This is a genomic window from Mastigocoleus sp. MO_188.B34 (assembly GCF_030065675.1).
Taxonomy (GTDB): Bacteria; Cyanobacteriota; Cyanobacteriia; order Cyanobacteriales; family Nostocaceae; genus Mastigocoleus.
In genome coordinates this window covers 1-24,069 of the sequence record NZ_JASJDK010000044.1, presented here as the reverse complement: position 1 = coordinate 24,069, position 24,069 = coordinate 1, and the positions used below count along the sequence as shown (strand labels likewise).

General features: G+C 36.9%; 19 protein-coding genes. 9 read left to right on the top strand and 10 right to left on the bottom strand.

Annotated elements, in window-relative coordinates:
• Positions 1 to 216: 216 nt before the first annotated feature.
• Together QNJ50_RS12785 and QNJ50_RS12780 are read left to right on the top strand one after the other, a co-directional pair.
• Positions 217 to 969, top strand: a complete 753-nt coding sequence (locus QNJ50_RS12785) for a LemA family protein (protein WP_300635826.1) — start codon at positions 217 to 219, stop codon at positions 967 to 969.
• Positions 970 to 1,019: 50 nt separating this feature from the next.
• Positions 1,020 to 1,952 carry a YgcG family protein gene (locus QNJ50_RS12780; RefSeq protein ID WP_300635825.1) on the top strand — a complete coding sequence of 311 codons (933 nt, stop codon included), beginning with the start codon at positions 1,020 to 1,022 and terminating at the stop codon, positions 1,950 to 1,952.
• A gap of 382 nt (positions 1,953 to 2,334) precedes the next feature.
• Here QNJ50_RS12780 and QNJ50_RS12775 read toward each other — a convergent pair whose 3' ends face one another.
• The gene (locus QNJ50_RS12775) at positions 2,335 to 2,799 is read right to left on the bottom strand and encodes a hypothetical protein (RefSeq protein WP_300635824.1); all 465 of its coding nucleotides are present in this window, start codon (positions 2,797 to 2,799) and stop codon (positions 2,335 to 2,337) included.
• 214 nt (positions 2,800 to 3,013) lie between these two features.
• Here QNJ50_RS12775 and QNJ50_RS12770 point away from each other — a divergent pair, with 214 nt between their 5' ends.
• The gene (locus QNJ50_RS12770; protein ID WP_300635823.1) at positions 3,014 to 3,433 is read left to right on the top strand and encodes an NUDIX domain-containing protein; all 420 of its coding nucleotides are present in this window, start codon (positions 3,014 to 3,016) and stop codon (positions 3,431 to 3,433) included.
• A gap of 182 nt (positions 3,434 to 3,615) precedes the next feature.
• On the opposite strand, the gene QNJ50_RS12765 is transcribed toward QNJ50_RS12770, so the two are convergent.
• The 4 genes from QNJ50_RS12765 to QNJ50_RS12750 form a co-directional block, all read right to left on the bottom strand.
• Positions 3,616 to 5,451: an aspartate kinase gene (locus tag QNJ50_RS12765; RefSeq protein WP_300635822.1), complete on the bottom strand. Its 1,836-nt coding sequence runs from the start codon at positions 5,449 to 5,451 to the stop codon at positions 3,616 to 3,618.
• Between the two features lie 280 nt (positions 5,452 to 5,731).
• On the bottom strand, positions 5,732 to 5,986 hold the full coding sequence (locus QNJ50_RS12760) for a hypothetical protein (RefSeq protein ID WP_300635821.1): 255 nt from the start codon (positions 5,984 to 5,986) through the stop codon (positions 5,732 to 5,734).
• 206 nt (positions 5,987 to 6,192) lie between these two features.
• Positions 6,193 to 6,597, bottom strand: a complete 405-nt coding sequence (locus QNJ50_RS12755; RefSeq protein WP_300635820.1) for a RidA family protein — start codon at positions 6,595 to 6,597, stop codon at positions 6,193 to 6,195.
• Between the two features lie 33 nt (positions 6,598 to 6,630).
• Positions 6,631 to 8,754, bottom strand: coding sequence for a hydantoinase/oxoprolinase family protein (locus QNJ50_RS12750; RefSeq protein WP_300635819.1), 2,124 nt, complete (start codon positions 8,752 to 8,754; stop codon positions 6,631 to 6,633).
• A 159-nt stretch (positions 8,755 to 8,913) separates the two neighbouring features.
• Between QNJ50_RS12750 and QNJ50_RS12745 the strand changes: the two genes are divergently transcribed.
• Positions 8,914 to 9,543, top strand: a complete 630-nt coding sequence (locus tag QNJ50_RS12745; RefSeq protein ID WP_300635818.1) for a hypothetical protein — start codon at positions 8,914 to 8,916, stop codon at positions 9,541 to 9,543.
• A gap of 196 nt (positions 9,544 to 9,739) precedes the next feature.
• On the opposite strand, the gene QNJ50_RS12740 is transcribed toward QNJ50_RS12745, so the two are convergent.
• On the bottom strand, positions 9,740 to 10,906 hold the full coding sequence (locus QNJ50_RS12740) for a cysteine desulfurase family protein (protein ID WP_300635817.1): 1,167 nt from the start codon (positions 10,904 to 10,906) through the stop codon (positions 9,740 to 9,742).
• Positions 10,907 to 11,214: 308 nt separating this feature from the next.
• Between QNJ50_RS12740 and QNJ50_RS12735 the strand changes: the two genes are divergently transcribed.
• Positions 11,215 to 12,627 (top strand): phospholipase D-like domain-containing protein, encoded by a 1,413-nt coding sequence (locus tag QNJ50_RS12735; RefSeq protein ID WP_300635815.1) that lies wholly within the window; start codon positions 11,215 to 11,217, stop codon positions 12,625 to 12,627.
• 388 nt (positions 12,628 to 13,015) lie between these two features.
• On the opposite strand, the gene QNJ50_RS12730 is transcribed toward QNJ50_RS12735, so the two are convergent.
• Positions 13,016 to 14,986: an ATP-binding protein gene (locus tag QNJ50_RS12730; protein ID WP_300635813.1), complete on the bottom strand. Its 1,971-nt coding sequence runs from the start codon at positions 14,984 to 14,986 to the stop codon at positions 13,016 to 13,018.
• Between the two features lie 382 nt (positions 14,987 to 15,368).
• Here QNJ50_RS12730 and QNJ50_RS12725 point away from each other — a divergent pair, with 382 nt between their 5' ends.
• The 3 genes from QNJ50_RS12725 to QNJ50_RS12715 all read left to right on the top strand — a co-directional run bounded on the left by QNJ50_RS12725 (position 15,369) and on the right by QNJ50_RS12715 (position 19,095).
• A complete protein-coding gene (locus tag QNJ50_RS12725) occupies positions 15,369 to 16,562 on the top strand; it encodes an NAD(P)/FAD-dependent oxidoreductase (protein ID WP_300635811.1) in 1,194 nt (397 codons plus the stop codon).
• A 1,236-nt stretch (positions 16,563 to 17,798) separates the two neighbouring features.
• Entirely contained in the window at positions 17,799 to 18,479 is a 681-nt protein-coding gene (locus tag QNJ50_RS12720) for an HAD family hydrolase (RefSeq protein ID WP_300635809.1), read from the top strand.
• Between the two features lie 121 nt (positions 18,480 to 18,600).
• Positions 18,601 to 19,095 carry a hypothetical protein gene (locus QNJ50_RS12715; protein WP_300635807.1) on the top strand — a complete coding sequence of 165 codons (495 nt, stop codon included), beginning with the start codon at positions 18,601 to 18,603 and terminating at the stop codon, positions 19,093 to 19,095.
• A 286-nt stretch (positions 19,096 to 19,381) separates the two neighbouring features.
• Here QNJ50_RS12715 and QNJ50_RS12710 read toward each other — a convergent pair whose 3' ends face one another.
• Positions 19,382 to 21,127, bottom strand: a complete 1,746-nt coding sequence (locus tag QNJ50_RS12710) for a choline/carnitine O-acyltransferase (RefSeq protein ID WP_300635805.1) — start codon at positions 21,125 to 21,127, stop codon at positions 19,382 to 19,384.
• Positions 21,128 to 21,249: 122 nt separating this feature from the next.
• On the opposite strand from QNJ50_RS12710, the gene QNJ50_RS12705 reads away from it, so the two are divergent.
• Positions 21,250 to 22,152 carry a hypothetical protein gene (locus QNJ50_RS12705; RefSeq protein WP_300635803.1) on the top strand — a complete coding sequence of 301 codons (903 nt, stop codon included), beginning with the start codon at positions 21,250 to 21,252 and terminating at the stop codon, positions 22,150 to 22,152.
• Between the two features lie 318 nt (positions 22,153 to 22,470).
• Here QNJ50_RS12705 and QNJ50_RS12700 read toward each other — a convergent pair whose 3' ends face one another.
• Positions 22,471 to 23,733: an aspartate aminotransferase family protein gene (locus QNJ50_RS12700; protein ID WP_300635802.1), complete on the bottom strand. Its 1,263-nt coding sequence runs from the start codon at positions 23,731 to 23,733 to the stop codon at positions 22,471 to 22,473.
• Positions 23,734 to 23,919: 186 nt separating this feature from the next.
• A partial coding sequence (locus QNJ50_RS12695) for a transposase (RefSeq protein WP_300635853.1) occupies positions 23,920 to 24,069 on the bottom strand: 150 nt, incomplete at its 5' end.

The following is a 24,069-nucleotide window of genomic DNA, read 5'->3' as shown; positions in this document are numbered from 1 at the left end:
CCCTTTGACTTGAAATAAATCATCAAATTTTACGCACCACTTTTTAAAGCAAGGAGATATAGGTTAGAGGGTTCTTTTTTGGATTGCATATTCTTTTTTAAATTGCATAATCATACCATTTTTTTCTTTGATTCATATTTTATTTACGTATATATGCTTTGTTGATTTTCTGAAGCTGAAGTTAAATTAGAGGCTGAGGTTACGGTCAAATCTAAGATGAATGAGGATAATAAAATTTCCGAGGATATAGCTAAAGAAGTATTTGAGAGAGCATCACAGCTTGTACATGAAAAATCTCAAAGCTATTCCTTAGAGGAACTTATTCAAGCCGGAACAGAAGTCAAAATTCCTTCTGAAGTAATCAAGCAAGCCGTAAAAGATATACAAGTAAAACAAAAACAAGAACAACAAAAACAAATACAGCAAAAACAAAAAAATAAACAGCGATTGGTGATGCTATCAATTACTGCTGCTGTATTTATAGCCTGGTTGGGTAATACATATAACTTTCTCAGTAATACTGCAACTAGAGTTGATGCTAAATGGGCACAAGTAGAAAATCAAATGCAGCGTCGTGCTGACTTGATTCCTAATTTAACGAATATTGCTAAAACCTACACTAAACACGAAGAGGGTATAATTCGTTCCCTTGTTGAAGCCAGACAGACATACCTCCAAGCAAGTTCTACGAAAGAAAAAATCGCAGCCAATTCATCAATGTTAAAAGCGATTGAGCAATTTATTGCTGGTACAACAGCAAATTCCAAACTGCAATCTAGCGAAATATTTATTAATCTTCAATATGAAATTGCTGGTACAGAAAATCGTATTACGACTGAGAGAAAGCGTTACAACGAAGCAGTTAGTGCATATAACCAATCATTAAACAGTTTTCCAAATGTTTTAGCAGCTAAAATTCTAGGCTTTCAACCAAAGTCTTTTTTTCAAACAAACAATAGTAAAAATTGAATAACAGATATACCGAAATAAATAAATCAATTGAAAATATATAAAAAAGAATGAAAAAACAACTTTCTCGCCATTCTCAAATAATTATATTTGCGTCCAGTCTGTCTATTTCTTTAATACTTAGCAATATCCCCACCCATGCTCTAACAGTACAGGAAGTTCCAAACCCTCGCCAAAAAAATAGTGGTTGGGTAACAGATATGGTTGATATGCTCTCCCCAGAAGCAGAAGCCCAAATCAATCAAATGATTTCTAACTTAGAACAAGAAAACGGTACAGAAATTACAGTTGTCACAGTACCAACAACTAAACCTTCCTCCACACCCAAAGCATTTACGACCGAGTTATTTAACACTTGGGGTATTGGTAAAAAAGGTAAAGATAACGGGATTTTATTTTTAGTTTCAAAAGGCGATCGCCGCACAGAAATTGAGACTGGTTATGGAGTAGAAGAAATTTTGCCAGATGCTTTGGTTGGTAGTATTATTCGCAAACAGGTAACACCAAAGTTTAAAAAAGGGAAATTTGAAGCGGGAATACTAGCTGGTACAAAGTCATTGATTAAAGAGTTGGAGACAAAGGCTACACAAACACAAACTGCTGTTAGTTCGGAAACAGAACATCCAGACTTTGTGATTTTTTTAGTATTATTGCCTATGTTTTTATTAATGATAATTGCCTTTTTATTGTCATTATTACCTGTGCTTTTGCCTATAAGCATATTCATAATAATCATAATAATGCTTCTTGAATGGAGGGGAATCATCAAAACAAATCTTAATTCTTTTATGTTAAAAAAATTACGAAATTATAGTAATAATTACAGCGGTAGCAGTTACAGTAGTTCCAGCAGTAGCAGTTACAGTAGTTCTAGTAGTAGCGATTACAGTAGTTCCAGCAGTAGCGATTACAGTAGTAGCTCAGACAGTAGTGACTTTGGCGGTGGTGATAGTGGTGGTGCTGGTGCTGGAGATGATTGGTAGATTTTGCAAAACTCAAAATATTTGAGATTCTTTACTTGAATTATGCAGATATAAAAAGATGTACTTTAGCTGCTCAGAGAGTAAGAATGGTTATAGTTCTCGCACCTACTAAAGCCCTCAAAAGAGGAATATCTTTAAGTTTTTGATCTTTATATTTTGCTGTTATTTTATATACTATTTCAGTAACATTTTTTAAGCTACGGATAAGATAAGTTGTTGTAAAATAACAATCCCATAGCGAATAGTAGTAAACCTTCACATTAATCACAGAAGCTGTGTGAATTAAATGAGATCTGAGCAATAACATTGTTGGTGTTGCAGAACTCAGTTATGCTCAAATTTTCTAATTTATCGCTAGTAGAAATGTATCTAATCAACACCTTCAATTGTTGAAATCAAAATTTTCAAGTACTTCTGGAGGAATTTCAATCGCGAACTCTGACATTAAATTCCCATTTTTATCCCTGGGGATGAGATACCCATCAATTAAAATTGCATCCTCAATTCCAATTCTTTTCATTCCTTGTGAAAGCAGATTATTACGAAATTTTTTTGCGACATCATCCCCTTGCTTTTCGGCAATTTTCAGTATTCGCGTAACTTCTTGTGCTTTTATTACTCTTCTGGTTTGACCTTTAAATTCTCCATTTTCAGGTTTAACCAAATAAACTTTGACTTTCTCAAATGTTGGTGAGAAACCAACTCCCATCATTTCTACAAAATGATCTAAATCAACAAAAATTTCATTTGTTGGACGATGACAGTATGCGATCGCATTACCAACTAGCATTTCTACTTGTGCGCTTTCTACTGACAAAACTTCCATTTTGTTAAATTCTTGTGACATAGTTTCCATCCTATAAAGTTACAGTTCTCGAACAGAATCGCCTGCGTAGTCCTCTATTTAATTGGAGTGGATTCAAATCAATCAAATCAAAATAAACATGGTTTGTATACCGTTGTTTGTAATAAATGTATTTGTTGTTACTCTTATTATTTCAGCTCACATACTCATACATGCTAAATAAAACGATAAATGTCAAGATAAGATTTTTATTATTATGATTTATGCCCTGGTCTGGATCTGTATCAAAGATAGACAGGTTTTATGTACGAAAACGCGCGGTAAAGATGTCTTTTATATGCCAGGAGGAAAACGAGAAGATGGTGAGTCTGACTGGGATGGATTATTTCGAGAAATTCAAGAAGAATTGAATGTAGCTCTAATTCGACAAACTTTGGCTGAAGTTACAGTTGTCCAAGAATTAGCTCATGGTTATTCAGAACCTATGCAAGTGAGGATGAAATGTTCTCAAGCTGACTATGTTGGTGAGATTGTTCCTAGTTCTGAAATTGAAGAGATTGCGTGGTTGAATTATAAAGATCTCAAAAAATGTACTGCTGCAGCTAGGAAAGTTATTGAATATTTACGCGATCGCTTCGCGCATCCCCTGTGGGGATATCGCAATTTAATCGATTAATAGCTAATGTTGCAATCCAAACCCATCATCTGAGAACTCATTTATTGCGACGCTATAAAATAAATTGGAAATATGATCGCACCAAAAATTTAACCACTTCCAAATGACTGTAGAGACGTAGTAATGCTACGTCTCTACAATATTTAGGTATTAAAAAAGTTCGCAAGGAAAATATCTACTACTTATGCAGGAACCACAAACTCTTCACTACCAGAAAGCCCAAAGGCTTCATGGATAACCTGTAAAGCTTGCACACCTTCATCTTCTGCAACTACACAACTAATCTTGATCTCTGAAGTTGAAATCATTTGAATATTAATATTGTTCCGCGCTAATGATTCAAACATCTTTGCAGCAATACCCGGTTGTCCCAACATTCCCGCACCCACAACGCTGACTTTAGCGATCGCTCGGTCTAAAACTACTTCACCCCAACCATACTCATCTGCAACATCTTTGAGCATGTTTAGTGCAGCTTCAGCATCCGTACGACAAACCGTAAAAGCTACGTCGCGTTTGGGAACACCATCAATCACATGACAGCGTTGGGACTGAATAATCATATCTACGCTGATATTATTTTCTGCTAACAAGCCAAAAATCTTTTTAGCCATTCCCGGACGATCCGGTACGTGACGAATCGCCAACTGCGCTTGTTTTGCATCTAAAGCTACACCTCGTACGGGAGGATAGGAATTTGGAGTTGTGGGAATACTCTGGGAACGTGGAGAAGTGGATATTTCAAAGGTATTGCAAAGTGCACTAACAGCCTTGTCACAGTCTTCTTCATCTACAACGCAACTAACCTTAATCTCAGAGGTAGATATCATCTGAACATTTACCCCAGCTTCTGCAAGGGTTGCAAACATTTTTGCTGCGACTCCCGGACGTCCAATCATCCCAGCCCCAACAATGCTGACTTTAGCAATGTTTTGTTTTACCATCACCTCTGCTTCTCCCATTCCCGAGTTTTCGTCAGTTCCCTGACTATCGGGTTGGGTCGAACGCAATACAGGTGCGATCGCTTCTGCAACGGCTTCTGCTTTCTTAAGGATTGGCGTCATCACAGTGAAGGCAATATCATTTGAATTACCTTCATGAATTGATTGAATAATTAAATCGACATCAACATCCTGACGAGCGATTTCTCCAAATAAACGGGCTGCAACTCCTGGCTTATCAGGTACTCGTAGTAGGGAAACCTTAGCTTGATTGGTATCGAATTCTACAGTATCAACTGGACGGGCAATTTCTAGATTAACTAGAGAACGATCTTCCTGCTTTGGTGCAGAGATATAAGTACCGGGATCGTTTGTCCAACTCGACCTGACCACTAAAGGAACGCCGTAATTACGAGCAATTTCTACAGCCCTTGGATGTAACACCTTTGCCCCCAAACTGGCAAGTTCTAACATTTCGTTACAGGTAATTTCATCCATTAGTTGGGCTTGGGGTACCAAACGAGGATCGGTAGTTAAAATTCCCGGAACATCAGTATAAATCTCACATCGATTTGCTTGTAGTGCGGCTGCTAATGCTACTGCGGATGTGTCAGAACCACCTCGTCCCAAAGTTGTGATTTCCAAATTTTCACTGTTAGAAATTCCCTGAAAACCTGCAACAACTACAACTTTACCTTCATTTATATGTTGTTCGATTCGTTCTGTAGCAATATTCAAGATCCGGGCACGCGTATGCGCAGCTTCCGTCATAATTCCAACTTGAGCACCAGTCAATGAAATTGCTGGCTGCCCTAACTCTTGCAACGCCATAGTTACCAAAGCAATAGATACTTGCTCTCCAGTTGAAAGCAACATATCCATTTCCCGATGGCTGGGATTTTCGGTAATTTCTCGCGCTAATTTTACCAGTCCATCAGTGGTTTTACCCATTGCCGAAACTACGACAATCAAAGAGTTTCCAGTCTTAACTCTTTCGCGAACGCGCTGTGCTACAACCTGAATACGTTCCACAGAGCCAACGGAAGTGCCACCGTACTTTTGAACTATGAGCGCCATAATTTTTGAAAAATGAAAATGAATTGTGACTGCGTTCCCAACGCCATCAGCAAATAAACAATTCTTTAAAGAATTGCAAAGTTACTCTGTTTCAATAAGTTATCAGAATCCAGTAACAGTCAAAAGTTTACTTTACATTTTGTTGATTCTTTATTAACCATGGTAACTAATTTATTGTTAAAGTATCAAGTTATTCGATACATTTATTACATTTTAATTCGCAGTAATACATAAATAAAAGGCGTTGCATAAATGAGGGATGAATTTAAAAAATTTATGTCTAGCCCCCTAAATCCCCCCATATAGCTCCGGACAAGACAAAAAACAAAGGCATTATCCATTGCAGTAAAATTATGGCAGAAATGCTTGCGATCGCATTAAGCTCATTATTTTTAACGTGCCAAACTCCAAGATCGAAAAATCGCAGACAGTGGAAAATAAACACTGCAAATGTTCCTATTACTTTGAGTGAATCAAAGTCGTAACGTCTAACAGGTTTACTGACTTCGAGATTCAATATAGATTCATGATTCATCTTGATTGTGGCAAAAAGCGATTATTTTTTCTACTTACTTAAGCAATAAGTAGGTAAGCAAAATTATTTATATATTTACTATCGAGTTATATTACCTGTTCTCCGTTCCCCGTTCCCTGTTTCCTACCTCAAAAAAATGTCTAATTAATTTTGCCCAAGTACTTAAAATAGATAGACATGCGTTTTTCCCATCATCACCCCACCAGTTAACCCATCCATTGGAAACCAACTATTGCTTCCGCTTCAATTTCCACCAAAACTTCGGGTAAAATCAAGCGACTAACTTCAACCATACTGCAAGCAGGTCTAATATATTGAAAAAATTCTCCATGTGCGCGACCGATTTGCTCCCAGTCATCAATATTAACTACATAAATTCGAGTGCGGACAACATCTGCTAAAGAACTATCCAGTCTTTTCAACGCTGACTCAATATTATGAATAATCTGTACTGTTTGGAGATATGAGTCACCCACACCGACAATATTTCCATCATTATCTATAGCCGTTGTCCCCGAAATATGAATGATATTACCAACCCGAAGCGCACGGGAATATCCGACAATTGGTTCCCAGGTTGTTCCACTGGATATAATTTGGCGTTCCGTCATAGGTTTATTTTGGTTCGTTTTAGTGTGCTAACTTTAAAGTTCTGTGCTGCGCTCTAAAATTAAATGATTGTATTGAGTTAATTTTGCTGTCCATTTAGGCTCAACTACAATTGTGCTAATTTTCTCCACAATAATTGCAGAACCATTAATGATATCTCCTGGTTGCAAATCTTCCCGTCGATAAACAGGGGTATCATACCATTGCTCTGCAGCAAAAATTTTTACTATTTCAACAGCATCAGGAGTTTCATCTAATCCGCGAATGCGAGTAATTACAGCTTCTGTGGGAGTATCCATTTTTTGAATAACTTCCACTGATCCTGATTCTACTATTAATGCTTTCTCCGATTGCACAAAACCATATCTCAATTTATGTTCTTGCTCGAAGTCAGCGCGCATCATTTCTACATCGGGAATAAAATCAATGCTCAAAGTTGAACTCGTCCCCTCATATTTTAAATTCACCTTTTTTAATACTTCCTGTCGATGCATCTCTGCGCTGACTTCCCCACTCAGTTCGCTTTTTCCTGCTTCTTCCAAAATTCTCATTAATTGCTGCAGTTGGGAAATTAATTCTCCATTTAAAATCTTTTCCACACCTCTTTCCCTGATTGCTCTCATATCTGCTAAACCCATTCCATAAGCTGAAAGAACCCCAGCATAAGGATGCAAAAATATTTGTTTCATCCCCAAAGTATCAGCAATTAAACAAGCTACCTGTGCTCCAGCACCACCGAAACAGCAAAGCACATATTGGGTAACATCGTAACCCCTTTGCAGACTGATTTTTTTAATTGCATTTGCCATATTCTCCACTGCGATCGCAATAAACCCAGCTGCTACTTGTTCTGGTGTAGAAGTATTTCCGGTCACTGTTGCGATATCTTGGGCTAGTTGTGCAAATTTTTCAGCGACGATATTTTTATCTAAAGGTAAATTCCCATCTATTCCAAAAACAGCCGGGAAATATTGGGGGTGAATTTTGCCTAACATCACATTGGCGTCGGTTACAGCTAATGGTCCCCCACGTCTGTAAGAAGCAGGTCCAGGATTTGCACCTGCTGATTCTGGTCCTACGCGATAACTAGAACCATCAAAAAAAAGAATGGAACCCCCACCAGCAGCAATGGTATTAATTGCTAAGACGGGAACTCGCATCCGCGCTCCGGCGATTTCTGATTCTAGTTGACGTTCGTATTCTCCTTTGAAGTGGGCGACATCCGTACTGGTTCCACCCATGTCAAAGGTAATTATTTTTTCAAAACCCGCTCTTTTACCAGTTTGTACAGCACCGACAATACCCCCAGCAGGACCACTTAAAATACTATCTTTCCCTTGGAATTTTTCCGCTGCAATCAAACCCCCGTCAGATTTCATAAACATGAGTTTGACTCTGGGTAACTGACTGGCAACTTGGTTAATATAGCGACTCAGTATTGGAGTTAAATATGCATCCACAACGGTTGTATCCCCACGGCTAACCAATTTCATCAAAGGACTCACTTGATGGGATATAGATATCTGCGTAAATCCAATTTCTTGGGCGATTTGAGCGACCTGTTGTTCGTGGTGAGGATAGCGATCGCTATGCATAAAAACTATGGCACAACTACGAATACCTGTCCGGTAAACAGCTTGTAAATCTTTGGTCACTGCTGTGATATTCAGTGGAATTAATTCATTACCTCGAGCATCATACCTTTGTTCGACCTCTATTACCTGCTCGTAAAGCATGGTAGGTAAAATTATCTGACGAGCAAAGATATCAGGGCGGTTTTGGTAACCAATTCGCAAAGCATCTTTGAAACCTTTGGTAATTAAAAGTGCAACCCGGTCGCCTTTTCTTTCTAATAGTGCATTGGTCGCAACTGTAGTTCCCATTTTTACAACTTCTATTGCTGTAGGGGGTATGGGTTCATCATTTGTAACTCCGATAATATCGAGGATACCTTGAATTACTGCATCTTGATATTGCTCGGGATTTTCTGAAAGTAATTTATAAACAATCACCCACTTTCCTTCAGTAAGAGGAACGATTAAAAAACGTTGGGGTAAACTACTTTGAGGTGCTACCAGTCGATTTACTATCCCTTGGTCGTCAGTAACAGCAACAATATCTGTAAATGTACCACCCCTGTCAGCAAATACCTTCAACATTACTTAATTTACCCACTGTATTTACCCATCATCTAAAAGTAGATTAGCAGGATATTAGGTCTTTAAAAAATCAATTCTCAAGTAAGGTGAGTTACGACGAAATAAGTATTTAATATTTATAAATACTTTTAAATACCTCCGTAGGAACAACTTTTTCAGATGAATTTAAATAACTCACTCAATAATTCACTCCACAAGGAATTAGAACACTACAATAACCTGGTTTCAACTCACCCCGACAACCCTGGAGCTTACGTACAGAGGGGGATGGTCAAATTTAAACTGGCTCAAATTAGCGAATCTATTACTGATTTTGACACCGCAGAAAAATTAAAACCGAGTATAACTCCCTATTTATGGCAGCGAGGATTATCCTATTACTACGCCCAAAGATTTGCTGAAGGTGCTTCTCAGTTTGAAATAGACTTAACTGTTAATTCCCAAGATGTAGAAGAAACTGTTTGGCGTTATCTTTGCATAGCTCGTCTTCAAGGGTCAGATGAAGCGCGTAAATCTTTACTCTCTGTAAAAAACGATCCCCGTTTAGTCATGCGTAAAGTTTACCAACTTTATGGGGGGAATTGCTCCATAGAAGATGTATTAAAAATAGGAAATCCTTTCGACAAGCGTTCCAAATTTTATAGTCACCTATATGTAGGATTATATTTTGAAGCTGGCGATCGCCCAGAAGATGCTCGGTCTTATATTAATAAGGCTGAATCTTACCGAATTGATGATTATATGTGGTATTTAGCTCGGGTTCATAAAATTGTGCGTGGTTGGGATTAAAAAATAGGGGAATGTATTCGATAGATTCCCCCAAACAAAATATAATATTTATTTTTTATCTCCTGCTTTTTTTCTTTTTCAGTTTTCAGCAAAATAATGATTTACTATTTTTTTTATTATTACAAAATAAAATCGCGTGTTATTGGTAAAACACACGATTGTGATACTTAAATTAATTAATCAATAACTTTCCTATTTAACTCTTGGCTAAAGATAACTCTGGTTGTAGTCGCTCTAAAACCTGCTGAAATACCATTGCGACCCAATCTACATCGGCTTCGGTAGTGTAACGTCCCAACGTCATGCGAATCGCACCTAATGCTACTTGTTCGTCAAAACCCATTGCTAACAAAATAGAACTCGGGTTGAGTTTACCACTACTACAAGCAGCACCAGCACTAATACCAATTCCAGCTAAATTCATTTGTCTAACCAGAGTTTTTCCGCTAATTCTTCCTCCATCAGTTTGTTCTAAACAAAAGCTAACGTGATGGGGTAAGCGTTGAATTAGATCGCCGGTAGGTATTAACCCAGGGATATCAGCAAGTTGGGCAAACAACCTATTTCTCAACTCAATCAGCCTTGGCGTTTCCAGCGATAATTCTTGGGCTGCTAATTCCGCAGCAGTTCCAAATCCAGCAATTATAGGAGTTGCTTGGGTTCCAGAACGCAAACGCGCTTCTTGACCGCCCCCCAAAACCAAGGGAATTAACTCTACCCCCGGACGCACGTACAATGCACCTGCTCCCTGTGGTCCATAAATTTTATGACTGGAAATACTCAGTAAGTCTACTGATGTTTTTTGGACGTCAATAGGTAAACGTCCTGCAGCTTGTACGGCATCAGTATGAAATAAAATATTTGCACTGCGAGCAATTTTGCCTAATTCTTCAATTGGTTGTACTGTTCCAATTTCACTTTGTCCGTAGATTACCGAAATCAGAACAGTGTTATCCTGCAAAGCTGCTTTCAAATCAAGGGGATTAACTCTACCTTTAGCATCAACCGCCAAACGCGTTACTTCCCAACCCCATTCTTCAAGTAATTTTACTGGTTCGGAAACCGCAGAATGCTCGACACTGGAAATAATTATATGCTGGGGTTCGGTATACCAACGAGCAACGCCCATAATGGCGAGGTTATCAGCTTCGGTACCTCCACTTGTGAAGATTATCGATTCAGCGGGTGCATTAATTAAAGCAGCAACCTGCATTCTTGCTTGTTCTATCACCGTTGCTGCACGTTGTCCCCACTCATGCAAGCTAGATGGGTTTCCCCATTGATTGGTCATTACTGCTTGCATTGTGGTTATAGCTTCTGGACGGGTAGGGGTGGTGGCGCTGTAGTCTAAATAAACTTGCATAAAAGTATGAGTGAAAACATATGCTGGCAACAGGCTGTCTCTATTTTTAGCTTACATAGTTAATCGAGCAAATTCTGACATTTTTTTTTATAGTTCATGATTATTAGTGGATAAAAGGACGTTTTTCTTAGTATGAGAAATATTTTTTCAATTTAGCTGGAAAGTTTATATTTTGATAACCCATCAGGGTATTAGCCTGGAGTCTTAATCGACATAGCTGAGTTTATTTGTGAGTGGGTACTCAGTAAAGTCTCTAAATTGGGAACTATAAGAGTAGTTCACTACTAACTAATTTTTAGCAGAATACTGTGCGTCTGTTTTATAACCACAAATATTATTCCCAAATCTTTTTATTATTCTTTCTTCTCACTGGCTGTCAACAAATCTATTCTCCCAAGAAACTGCAACAACAACTACCTCAAGATAAATTTGTTCAAGTTTACTTTAATCATTCGACTGCTTCTAAGTATCGAGAACAATATCGCATGAAAACCCGACTTGGAGATAATTTAGAAAAACAAATTATAAATGCTATCGCCGAAGCGAAAAGTAGTATAGATGTTGCAGTCCAAGAATTACGTTTGCCAAAAGTTGCTCAAGCATTAGTTGATAGGTACAGGGTAGGGGTAAAAATAAGAATTATTCTCGAAAATAAATATAGTCGTCCTTGGAGTAGTTTTACATCTACAGAAATTACGTCACTACCACAAAGAGAGCGCCAACGCTATCAAGATTTTAAAAATTTTGCAGATATTAACAACGATGGCAAACTTAGTCAGGATGAAATTGCTCAAAGAGACGCTTTATTAATTTTAAAAAAAGCAAATATTCCTATCATTGATGATACTGAAGATGGTTCTAAGGGTAGTGGTTTAATGCATCATAAATTTGCGATTATAGATAATAGATTTGTGATTTTAACCTCTAGTAATTTAACTTTAAGTGGAATCCACGGTGACTATAGCAATCCTAATAGTTTAGGTAACGTTAATAATTTGTTGAAAATAGATAGCCCTAAATTAGCAACTTTATTCACCGAAGAATTTAATATTATGTGGGGCGATGGTGTAGGAGGAAAAAATGATAGTAAATTTGGGATTCAAAAACCTTTAAGAAAAGCTAGAAAAATTATCTTAGGTAACAATAAAATTACGGTTAAATTCTCACCGATTTCTCGCACCAATGATTGGATTGAGACTAGTAATGGTTTAATCGATCTAAGCCTAAAGTCTGCTAGAGAATCCATCGACATGGCATTATTTGTATTTTCTGCTCAACAACTGGCAAATACTTTGAAATGGCGAAGTAAAAATAACATAAAAATTAGAGCTTTAATTGAAAAAGATTTTGCTTATCGTTCCTACAGCGAAGCCTTAGATATGTTGGGTATTGCAATTAAAAGAAAATGTAAATATGAACCAGACAATAATCCCTGGGAAAATCCAATTAATACAGTTGGAGTCCCTTTATTACCAAAAGGCGATCTACTGCATCATAAGTTTGCAGTCATAGACAAAAAATTAGTTATTACAGGTTCTCACAATTGGTCGGAAGCAGCTAATCATAAAAATGATGAAACTGTTTTAATTGTAGATAACCCGCAAGTTGCTGCTCATTATGTTCGAGAGTTTGAGCGACTTTACACTAATGCGATATTTGATATTCCAAAAAAAATATACAAAACTATGGAACAACAAAAAAGAAAATGTACAAATAAATAAACTACCAACCAAGTTATATCATGTCCAGTAAAACACTTGCGATAAGGTTCGTAGTAGCGCTTGAGCGCCAATATCTTTGCTATGGCGCTAAAGCGCTACTACAAACAAACATATTTTTTCATAAGTAATTAAGCGGACATGATATTAAATGTATTTCTTGATATAGATATAGCAATAAAACACAATCGCGATAAGCCCATTTGGACGCACTTCTTCCGGCGTTCAGCGCGCCAACAAACGGCTATGCGGCGTCAATAAACACCGCAGGTGCGTCTAATCGATCGCATAAAATAAATTAAATAAGCTATGAATTAAATAAATTGGATCCCTATTTATTGTCAAAGTGGTAGAAACCCTGAAATTATGTGATCAAACAAATCATTGATTTCTATGATGTTGTGATTTGTGTAATTGGGATTTTAATTATAAATTCAGTTCCTTCACCAAGTCGAGATAGACACTCTAATTTGCCATTATGCTTTTCTACAATTATTTGATGGCTAATTGCTAATCCTAACCCGGTTCCTTTTCCTACTTCTTTGGTCGTAAAGAAAGGATCAAATAATCTGGAGATAGTGTTTCCTGGTATTCCAGGTCCATTATCTGCTATGCAAATAGCTACGGATTTAGAGTCTAAAGTCTGAGTAGAAATCCGAATCTGACTTTTTGTTGCTCGAACATCTTCGGTTGATAAACCCGTATTTTTTTCCTGCTTACTCTGCTGCTTGTATTCATCTAAAGCATCAATTGCATTACTGATTAAGTTCATAAATACTTGATTGAGTTGACCGGGATAACATTCAACTAAGGGTAATTCCCCATAGTTTTTGACAATCTCAATTCCAGAGGATTCTGCTTTTACCTTCAAACGATTTTGAAGAATCATTAGGGTACTGTCAATACCCTCATGGATATCTGCTTGCTTATATTCGGATTCGTCAAGACGAGAGAAGTTACGTAGGGATTTAATTATTTCACGAATACGTAGAGAACCAACCTTCATTGAAGCTAAAAGTTTGGGGAGATCTTCATTGAGAAAATCTAAATCTATTGACTCTATTTCTTCTTGAACTTTAGTTGTAGGTTCAGGATATTCTTCTTGGTAAATTTCTACTAATCCCAGGAGATCTTGAATATATTCGTCAGCATGTGAGAGATTACCGTGAATAAAGTTTACAGGGTTATTAATTTCATGGGCAATGCCTGCAACTAATTGTCCCAAACTGGACATTTTCTCATTTTGAATCAGTTGACCTTGAGTTTTTTTGAGTTCCTTGAGAGTTTTTTCCAAAATGAAGTTTTTCTCAATTAATTCCTGAGTTCGCTTCTCTACTTTTTCTTCCAAATTATCGTTGTAGGATTCTAATTTTTGATTGGTGTTGATTTGTTCTGCTAAGAGTTCTTTAACCTTAAAAATCATTTGGTTGAAGGAAGTAGCTAAAACACCAACTTCATCTGTGGTGGTTGTAGAAGCTTGTAATTCAAAATTTGATTTTTGTGTAACTTCTTTAGCTATATGAGTTAAATCTTTCAGAGGTCGAGAAATACTTATACTGATGTAGTATGCAAATAAGATTGCCAATGTTGTCGATAAAGAGATGCTAACAAACGCTACCCAAAACTGAATTCGCTCAGTATTTTTTATGAACTCCTCTGCTTCAAAATAGTGATGGTCGGAAATTTTTACCAACTCGGTTAAATCATCTGAAATTCCGTCAAACTTTAATGCTAAAGGACTATTAGTAAAATCTAATAATAGCTTTTGAGCATTTGCGATTTTTTCTGGTGAATCTAAATTAGACGACGAATCTATCTTTTGTAGGATATGTTGTATTTCTTGGAAGTAAGCTTCTGGGATACCTCGATAAGTTTGGAGCAACTTAGGGATTCCATCAGCATGTACTCCATGGTCTTCACCTTTTGTATTGGTATGAGAGACAAAAGATTTGATCTCAGACCAAGTTTTTCTCACCGTTGCTGCATGCTCAAGAAAATGGGAATATTCATCTTTTAAGTCTTTTGGCTGATTTACCAATGGAATAAACTGTTGTTGATGGGTTCGTGACTGCAAAATTGAAGCTTGCAATCTCCGAACTATTTCTACTTGTTCGTGAGCATGCTGTTCTTTTTGACGGGCTTTACTTTTGTAATAATTGGAGGTGACAATCCCTGACATAGTACCGCATATGGCTATACCGATCGCTACACCGTATCCAAAGCCAATTTTTTGACTGACATTCAGGTGGTTTAAGAACTTATGAAAACTATTTTGTGATGACTGGGATTTATTCGATTTTTTACGAAATTTTATTCTACTAAAGATACCATTTAACTCAGTATTTTCCGAACTGTTAAGCATATATAATTTTATGTATTGTTAATACTATTTATTATTCCCAACACGATATCAATTTTTATAATCAAATTTCTTTAAATTTCATATTTTAGAAGACATTTTCGTAGAAAATTAAGCAAAATACTGAGTTTAAGTAGAATTTATCGCTGAAGTAAGAGTTCTGTTTTTGGTTGCAAAATCCAGTTAAGATTTTACGGTTGCAGGTATAATATAATTCTCTATATTTTTGTTACTTTTACATCGTAGATAAATCCAAAACATTAAATAAGTACTAAAAGTCAAGCTAATATTCCTGGGTTTAAAACCTGGGTAATGGCAAAAAATAGTCACAAATCATTAGACTTAAAGTAACTTACCAATGCTATGGGAAAAATAAATTAGATTAATGAGCGAACAACCTGCTAAAATTTGTATTCTTGGTGGTGGCTTTGGTGGTCTTTATACTGCCTTAAGGCTGAGTAAATTTACTTGGGATGATGGGCAAAAGCCAGAAATTGTGTTGGTGGATAAAAGCGATCGCTTCCTGTTCTTACCACTTCTTTATGAACTTTTGACTGGAGAGTTACAAACTTGGGAAATAGCTCCTCCCTTTGAAGAACTTTTGCAAAGTACTGGCATACGCTTTTATCAAAGCGAGGTGTCAGGGATTGATGTGGAACAAAAGCGAGTACATTTACAAAATGGCCCAGAAATATCTTACGACCGCCTAGTTTTAGCTTTGGGGGGAGAAACACCTTTAGATATCGTTCCTGGAGCAACATCTTATGCGTATCCATTCCGTAGTATTGCCGATACTTACCGCTTAGAAGAACGCCTGCGCATATTAGAGGAATCTGATGCAGACAAAATTCGAGTAGCAATTGTTGGCGGTGGTTATAGTGGTGTAGAGTTAGCTTGTAAATTAGCCGATAGACTTGGAAAACGGGGAAGATTTCGGTTAATTGAAATGAATGACCAAATTTTACAAACTTCTACTGAGTTTAACCGGGAAGCAGCCAAAAAAGCTTTGGATAGTCGTGGTATATTTATCGACTTAGAAACTAAAGTTGAGTCTATCGCTCAAGATAATATTTCTTTGGAATACAAAGGTCAAATAGATACGATTCCTGTAGATTTAGTACTTTGGACTGTTGGTACTAAGGTTATACCCATAGTTCAAGATCTTCCTTTGAAAAAAAATCAGCGCGGTCAAATTACTACACTTCCAACTTTGCAAGTTCACGACCATCCAGAAATATTTGCTTTGGGTGATCTTGCAGATTGTCTGGACGCTGATGGTCAGCAAATACCAGCAACAGCTCAAGCTGCTTTTCAGCAATCAGATTTCGTTGCTTGGAACATCTGGGGATCTCTGACTAATCGTCCTTTACTTCCTTTCCGTTACAAACAGTTGGGCGAACTTATGTCCTTAGGTGTAGATAATGCGACACTAAGTGGTTTGGGGATCAAGCTTGAAGGAACTTTAGGATATGTTGCTCGGCGCTTACTTTATTTGTACCGTTTACCGACTTTAGAACATCAACTAAAAGTGGGCTTTAATTGGTTGGTCGCTCCAATTATCGAGAGTATACAGAATTAAAGTGACATGATTTGCTGTAAAAAATCATCATAAAAACGATGAGTCTGTAAAGCTTTTAAATCATAAATTGCTTTGTATAAAAAATTGCATTTGGTCATGCTGACATATTTCCCAGGTAAAATATCTTGGTGAAGAAAATATCTGGTTTGAGGAGCTTTCTATAAATTCCCATAAAGACTAACACCATAAGATTTCACCCGCAGGGGTGCAGCGCATTGCGTAAGTTCTGAAAAGTTTAGTTTTGACTTTTGACTTACGCATCACGCTATATTTTTTGGTTATTCTTGATTTTTGTCCGGATGGAAAATTTTATCGGTTGAATCACTCTTTAATAAATATCTTGTGCGAATATGTGTTCTGGAAAAATATACAGCAATAATCAATACAGTATTCAAATTTAATATACTTTAGTAATTTACTTTAGTAATTGATTTTGGATTTTTATCGGATTATTGCAGTATTATTGGACTGATTTTTGGCTTGTTAATTTTTAGTAATTTATTTTTTAGTCTGACCATAATTTTATGTCTTTGGTTTAATTCATTTTTGATAGTAGGCTAAATAGAATTAGAAAAAATATTAGCAAATGAAAACAGAGTTTATTTAGGTTTGAGATTTATTCGTCCGATAATTACCACCTGTAGGTTCTTGAAAGTAAGTGGAGTATATATATCCTCCTGAAAATACATAGCTTGTGTTTTTAGGATTTCGATATACCCTACTAATACAAGCAAGATTTTGAATATAGTTTTGACACAAAGTCCGCTCTAATTCTGAGATTTATATCTTGGAAGTTGGATGTCGGAAGCAATATGTTGTAATTCAGATTTTAGGATTTAAATTTTAAAATCTGAATCTATAATTTATAATTTAGATTTCGAGACTTAAATATTTAAAAGTTAAATTTTGAAGATTAAACTTGGAAGATTCAATAACTGAAGATTTAATTATGTTGTAATAAAACTGAATACTGGTGATGTGATGAATTTCTGTACTCGATAATTCAACAATTTTTTTTGAATTTTGCGAAAATTGCTTGCATTTATGTCCCAATATGGTGGATATAAGAATATTTGCAATATACCACGCAGACATAAATGTTACTTTGTAGTAATTTTTATGAGCTATCTAAACTACATTCAATTTGAAAGCCTGACTTTTACTTAAAGGTAAACTGCAGTTCTGGATGCAGTTAGGGTTTATTTTAATTTGCAGATTATTAATATGGAACGTAGCATGAAACGACCGAAAGTAATTTTTGTAGACGCAGTTGGGACACTATTTGGCGTTAAAGGTGGTGTGGGAGAAATTTACTCCGAAATTGCGCAAGATTTTGAAGTGGAAGTTTCTCCGGAAGTATTGGACAAAGCTTTTACTGATAGTTTTAAATCCGCAACGTCACCTATATTCCCAAACGCAGATGAAAAAGATATTCCCCAACTAGAATTTGAATGGTGGAAGGACATTGCGACCCAAACCTTTACAAAAGCAGGAGTAATCGAACAATTTCCTGATTTTGGTGAATTTTTTAGCGAGCTTTATATCCACTTTGGAACAGCAGAAGCTTGGTTTGTTTATCCCGATGTGATTCCGGCTTTGATTAACTGGCGACGTATGGGAATCGAATTGGGGGTATTATCTAATTTCGATTCTCGGATTTATTCAGTTTTACAAGCCCTCGAACTTCGAGAATTTTTTGGTTCGGTTACTATTTGTAGTCAGGTTGGTTTTGCAAAACCCGATCCTGAAATTTTTGCGATCGCTTTATCCAAACATAACTGTTCTCCCCAAGCTGCATGGCATATTGGTGATGATGTTAATCATGACTATGAGGGAGCTAAATCAGCAGGGGTGCGAGGTATCTGGATCAATCGCAGTAAGACAAGTCAAAATAAAAAAGTCAAAATTAACAATTGAATGAGAAAACAAAAAATTCTTTGTTCCTTGTACTTCACCAAAAATAAGAATTTGTAACTTATAATTCCCCCAAATTTCAACACTTAAACTTACAATTTATACAGGTGTATGGGGTATTCATATGAAACATCTTTTGTGTATAGCATCAGCTGTAATAACTGGCTCTCTAATAAATTGGGTATTGTTTGGAAGACCAGCACAAGCTCAAGTTGCTTATGGGAGTTATGTAGGTGTTGGTCCAACTGTAGGACTTTCCGATGGTGGTCAAGTTGGGGGAGTTATTGCGGGTCGTTATAAGCTGTTAAAAGCGCCAGTTTCTTTTCGCGCTCAAGCTTTGATTGGTAAGAATACTGCTATTGTCCCAACAGTTTCTTATGATTTTCCTTTAGATTGGCAAACTGATGCTTATATCGGAGCAGGATTAGCTTTAGCTGGTGGTGATACACCCTCACCTGTTGGGAATAAAGTTAGTTTTGCTGTACAACCTGGAGTTGATTACATGGTACCCAATAGCAATACCGTGATTTTTGGTAATGCGATTATTGCTTTTGATGCTTATCGCAACAGTAGTGGTGCTGCTGTTTCCGTTCAAGGTGGTGTAGGCTTGAGATTTTAACTGTAGTAGCAGACATATAGCGACTGGATATTATATCCTGGTTCAGAGGCAACAGAGAAGATTATCACAAAGTCAAAACAGGTCGCGCCTTTGGCGAGCCAAAATTAAAAGTTTACTATTCATAGGCTGGAGCATTCATCAATTTCCTAGCCTAATCACGTAGTGCTATATCCTTTGTAGAGACGTAGCATTGCTACATCTCTACATGGTTTTGATGATAAACGAAGTGACGAGAAAATAGATGTTGAAAACCAAATTTAGGTTTAAGTTTAGTTTTGAGTTTAATTTATCCTGCAAACTCAAGCATTAATTCTTTCAGATCGCAGAAAGTCTGTCTTAATAATTCAATATATTCTCCTGTCTGCTGATATTTGCTGACAACATTTACAGTAATGCTTTCCGGCTTAATAATGTAACCCAAACCGTAACCATTATCTACTACCTGACCAAAACAAAATAAATCTATACCCATACCTGCAGCTAAACTACTGGTACAAATTACCGATTCAACCAATACCGTGTAAGCTTTATCTTGGAATAATTTTGGTGTTATTCCCTGAGCGCGTGCTAATCGTAAAAGTGCGGCGAAATGACGATCTACACCGTATCCCTGCTGACAATCTTTCTGACGAGAGACATGGGCGCTTACAGCATTTTTGAGGGCTGCATATTTTGCTTCTCCAGAATCACCCTCAATAAAAGTACGGATCAATTCCATAGATTCGGGGGTAACGGAACGCATTGCTTCGGTGCGTCCATAATGGAATCTTCGAGTATGTACGGATTCATAGACACAAGCAATTTTACTGTGCAGACGAAAATAAGCAATTTGCATGGCTAATTGCACCACACCATCTGGACTGAGACGATTATTCTTGATAAAGTTACGCCCAAAATCCTGGAAATCCAATACTTTGGTTTCATGTTGAGCAATGAAATCTTTGATCTCTGTTGTAGTTTGGTCAATTTCTCCAAGAAGTTCTGGAGTCAATTCCCACTGTAATTTTGTGGGTGTTTCAAATGAATTAGAAGCGTCATTATGATTACTAGCTTCTCCCTTACTTTCTTTACGCTCCTTATTTACTTCATATAGATAACGCAGAATAACGAAACCATCAATACCTACATGCTCAACATTGAGTCCAGAATAACCATTTCCTGTAAAAATTAACTGTAAAGGTTTATCAAACCAACGATTGCATCCATCCCCATGCAACATATTTTGCGAAGCAGTTTCCCAATCTGTTGGTGCAGTATCGTCCAAGCAGATTACAAATAAAGCACTATCCAGTAATCCCAAAGATTGGGTATTTTTTTCTGCAGAAGCTGCAATACCTTGACGAACAACAGCCCAAGGTGTCCTGTTCATTGCTGTCATTCCACCGATCGCAGGTTCTCCAGGTTTAGTATTTTCGAGAATCCAGTTAAGTTGAGCTTCAATTTCCCCAACGCTTTTGATTTTATCTCCTTCCAAAGGTTGTATGGAATAAAATGCATTGTGACGCATCACCACCACATTTTCCCGTTCCGGACTGTGAAGCATGCGATCGCGCTTTACACCAGGAATTCGATCCCAACCAAACAAATTATCATACTGAATCATGCACATTGGCTGATTACCGCTGCGTGGAGAATCCCTATCTACTTCCAATTCGCGGTGTTTAATTTTTAAATAAAATTTTAGAGTATCAACAATCCAAGTTGCAGCTAAACGAGCTTGGGGTAATTCTGGTTTGGAAACCGGTGTAAGTACACTACCAAAATTCTTGTTAATCATCAGAGGTCCACGATATTCCGCAAAACTTTCTTCTCGGTAATCGTGAACGTAACTAGTATCGGTAGAATCGGCAATGATTTCTAGTTGTTTTTGTAATTTTTGACCGCTTCCCTGTTGAAATTCTTCCACAGCTTTGCGAGTTTGCTCTAATTCTTGCTCACTTAAAAGCGGCGCAACTATCTCAAGATAGAGTTTACATGTTGCATCTAGTACAGGTAAAGGAAGTTTGGGAAGGGAATCTTGGAATTCGTACATTATCAACGGTTAAACAGTACCTTCAAACATTAGCAATATTTTTTCCATAATTTCTACTACTAAAAAATCTTTCACTATCCGGTGATTTTATGATTTGTGTCTGCTATGATTATCGTTGCTTTATGGACTATCAAATAGTCATTGTGGGCAATCCAGTAAAATGTCGAAATAGTAGAGCTTTAATGATTAGCAATAAAGTCACGTTCCCTCCACTTAAGATTGAAGAAATCATTAATTTTTCCGACTACCCCATTACAAATTTATCCGAGAAAAAATCTATAGATTTAATCAATAATTGTCGCCAGCAGTTACAAGAAAAAGGATGTTGTATCCTAAGTAACTTTTTGACAACTCAAGGGTTATTTAATGCTCAAGAAGAATCAAAAAGCTTAGCTCCTGCTGCTTATTATGCAAAACGGCACACCAATGCATTTAAGACAGATGACGACCCTTCTTTACCATTAGACCACCCAGTAAGGTTTTTCATGGAACGAACAAATGCTTTTGTTCCTCAGAATAAATTTACACCAGATTCTTTATTTTTAAATTTGTACCATGCAAAGATTTTTCAACAATTTATTGCTGCTTGTTTGAACACAAAAGTAATTTATGAATATGATGATCCATTAGCAGGAATGGTACTCAATATTTTACCTTCAGGTTGTCAGCATCCGTGGCATTACGATGAAAATGATTTCAGTATAGTTTTAATGATACAACCGGCTTTAGATGGAGGAATTTTTGAGTACGCACATAATATTAGAACACCTAATGATGAGAATTTTCCGTTGGTTAGTAAAGTATTGCGTGAAACTTATCAGGGAACCAAAAAAGTGAATTTACAACCAGGTGACTTACAAATATTCTATGGTAAATCATCTTTGCATCGCGTGACTAAAACTATTGGCGATCGCCAACGTCATACAGCTATATTTTCTTATACTAGAAAAAATCATGTAATTGGAAAAATTACAGATACTAAATTACTATTCGGTCACACAACTGTAGACCACGAAGAAAGATAATACTTAGAAAGTATTTATAATTTAATGAGGTAGTAGACAGGAGAAGTAAAAATTATAAGAATCGCAAATATGGGAAAATTCAACTCTGTATGATGCGATATTCTCCTGTTACCTATTTCCTAAAAGAGGAAAATTTCTATTTAAAGTGAATCAATTAGATTGACTATTTATTTTGTTAATTGTCTAATGGTAATTGGTAATGCTCGATCGCATGTAAAAAATAACGTAGAGACGTAATGTATTTCATCTCTACGCATTTACGCATAACATTAATTTTTGTTATTTAATCTAACTCAAGCACAATACTTATCAGCAATCCTATATTACCGATGCCATTACTTGAGATAATATTTGCAATGCCCGATCTACATCTGCCTCTGTAATAATCAAAGGTGGTACAAATCTAACTACTTTGCTTCCTGCTGGTACCAATAATAAACCTTCTTCCATTGCAGCTTTTACAACATCAATAGCACTCAAGCTAATATCTGGAGATAGTTCCATTCCAGTAATTAACCCCCAACCTCGTACATCGATAATTTGTTGGGGATGTTTGGCTGCGATCGCTTGTAAACCACTGCGTAATTGCTCTCCCCTCGCAGTAACATTTGATAACAGATTTTCTCGTTCAATTGTTTGACAAACCGCCATAGCAACCCCACAAGCAAATGGGTTACCACCAAAGGTACTAGCATGTTCTCCGGGTTGAAATACATCACAGAACTTCTTACTCATCATTGCACCGATGGGAATCCCTCCACCTAAACCTTTAGCGCTGGTAAATACATCTGGTTCCACACCCAAGTTTTCATAACCCCAAAGTTTACCGGTACGTCCCATACCTACTTGAACTTCATCAAAAATCAGCAGAATTCCAATTTCATCACAAATTTGTCTTACCCTCTGGAAATAAGCTCGATCTCCTGGATTAACTCCCCCCTCACCCTGTAATGGTTCTAACATAATTGCACCAACTCGATAATCTCCCTCATCAAGTTCGCCAATTGCTGCTTCCAAAGCCTCAATATCGTTATAAGGTACGTAGTGGAATCCAGGTACTAAGGGATTAAAGTTTTTATGATATTTAGGTTGTCCTGTAGCTGTAATTGTGGCTAAAGTACGTCCGTGAAAACTTGCATTAGCAGTAAGAATGATGGGTTTTTCAATTTCCAATACTGTATGAGCGTACTTTCTAGCCAATTTTATTGCGGCTTCGTTTGCTTCAGCCCCAGAATTACAAAAAAACGCTCGGTCAGCACAGGAATTTTCAACTAACCAGCGTGCCAATTCTCCCTGTTCTGGGATGTAGTATAAATTGGAGACGTGATGGAGTTTTTGAATATGCTTTGTGACTGCAGCAATTAAAAATGGGTGAGCATGTCCCAAAGTACAGGTCGCAATTCCAGCAACAAAATCAAGATATTCTTTTCCTTCGGTATCCCAAACTTGAGAGCCATGACCTCGTTCTAAAGCTATGGGAAAGCGCCCATAGGTTGACATTACATTCTGGTCAAAGCTATCTTTATCAAACGTAGAAGCTAAATCTGTTTGAGTTTGTTCTGGCAGAATTTCAATACTCACAGCCTGACCCCTAAAATTTTCTACTATATAACTATTTTCCAACCGAAATAAATAATTGCAAAGTTTCTTTTCAATTTTCACAAGAAAATGTCGGGACACGGGTAAACGCAGAGCTGCCGTAGGCAAGCCACTGAATTTTAATCAGGGGAGGAACGTGGACACGGGCAATTTTAATTGCCGTAAATATTAGCCATGATGTGGATCTTTAATATATTTATCAATAACTTCAGCACTAACTTGACCTGCAGTGGAATAAAAATAACTGTTAGTCCATAAAGATGGTAGTTTGTTAAGGGACTTCAAAGTAATAAAATATCCAGCCCTTGCGTTGCGCCT

Excerpts from the sequence above, each read along its gene's own strand:
- QNJ50_RS12785 (WP_300635826.1), top strand. The coding sequence starts at position 217 with ATGAATGAGGATAATAAAATTTCCGAGGATATAGCTAAAGAAGTATTT.
- QNJ50_RS12780 (WP_300635825.1), top strand. The coding sequence starts at position 1,020 with ATGAAAAAACAACTTTCTCGCCATTCTCAAATAATTATATTTGCGTCC.
- QNJ50_RS12775 (WP_300635824.1), bottom strand. The coding sequence starts at position 2,799 with ATGTCACAAGAATTTAACAAAATGGAAGTTTTGTCAGTAGAAAGCGCA.
- QNJ50_RS12770 (WP_300635823.1), top strand. The coding sequence starts at position 3,014 with ATGATTTATGCCCTGGTCTGGATCTGTATCAAAGATAGACAGGTTTTA.
- QNJ50_RS12765 (WP_300635822.1), bottom strand. The coding sequence starts at position 5,451 with ATGGCGCTCATAGTTCAAAAGTACGGTGGCACTTCCGTTGGCTCTGTG.
- QNJ50_RS12760 (WP_300635821.1), bottom strand. The coding sequence starts at position 5,986 with ATGAATCATGAATCTATATTGAATCTCGAAGTCAGTAAACCTGTTAGA.
- QNJ50_RS12755 (WP_300635820.1), bottom strand. The coding sequence starts at position 6,597 with ATGACGGAACGCCAAATTATATCCAGTGGAACAACCTGGGAACCAATT.
- QNJ50_RS12750 (WP_300635819.1), bottom strand. The coding sequence starts at position 8,754 with ATGTTGAAGGTATTTGCTGACAGGGGTGGTACATTTACAGATATTGTT.
- QNJ50_RS12745 (WP_300635818.1), top strand. The coding sequence starts at position 8,914 with ATGAATTTAAATAACTCACTCAATAATTCACTCCACAAGGAATTAGAA.
- QNJ50_RS12740 (WP_300635817.1), bottom strand. The coding sequence starts at position 10,906 with ATGCAAGTTTATTTAGACTACAGCGCCACCACCCCTACCCGTCCAGAA.
- QNJ50_RS12730 (WP_300635813.1), bottom strand. The coding sequence starts at position 14,986 with ATGCTTAACAGTTCGGAAAATACTGAGTTAAATGGTATCTTTAGTAGA.
- QNJ50_RS12725 (WP_300635811.1), top strand. The coding sequence starts at position 15,369 with ATGAGCGAACAACCTGCTAAAATTTGTATTCTTGGTGGTGGCTTTGGT.
- QNJ50_RS12720 (WP_300635809.1), top strand. The coding sequence starts at position 17,799 with ATGAAACGACCGAAAGTAATTTTTGTAGACGCAGTTGGGACACTATTT.
- QNJ50_RS12715 (WP_300635807.1), top strand. The coding sequence starts at position 18,601 with ATGAAACATCTTTTGTGTATAGCATCAGCTGTAATAACTGGCTCTCTA.
- QNJ50_RS12710 (WP_300635805.1), bottom strand. The coding sequence starts at position 21,127 with ATGTACGAATTCCAAGATTCCCTTCCCAAACTTCCTTTACCTGTACTA.
- QNJ50_RS12705 (WP_300635803.1), top strand. The coding sequence starts at position 21,250 with ATGGACTATCAAATAGTCATTGTGGGCAATCCAGTAAAATGTCGAAAT.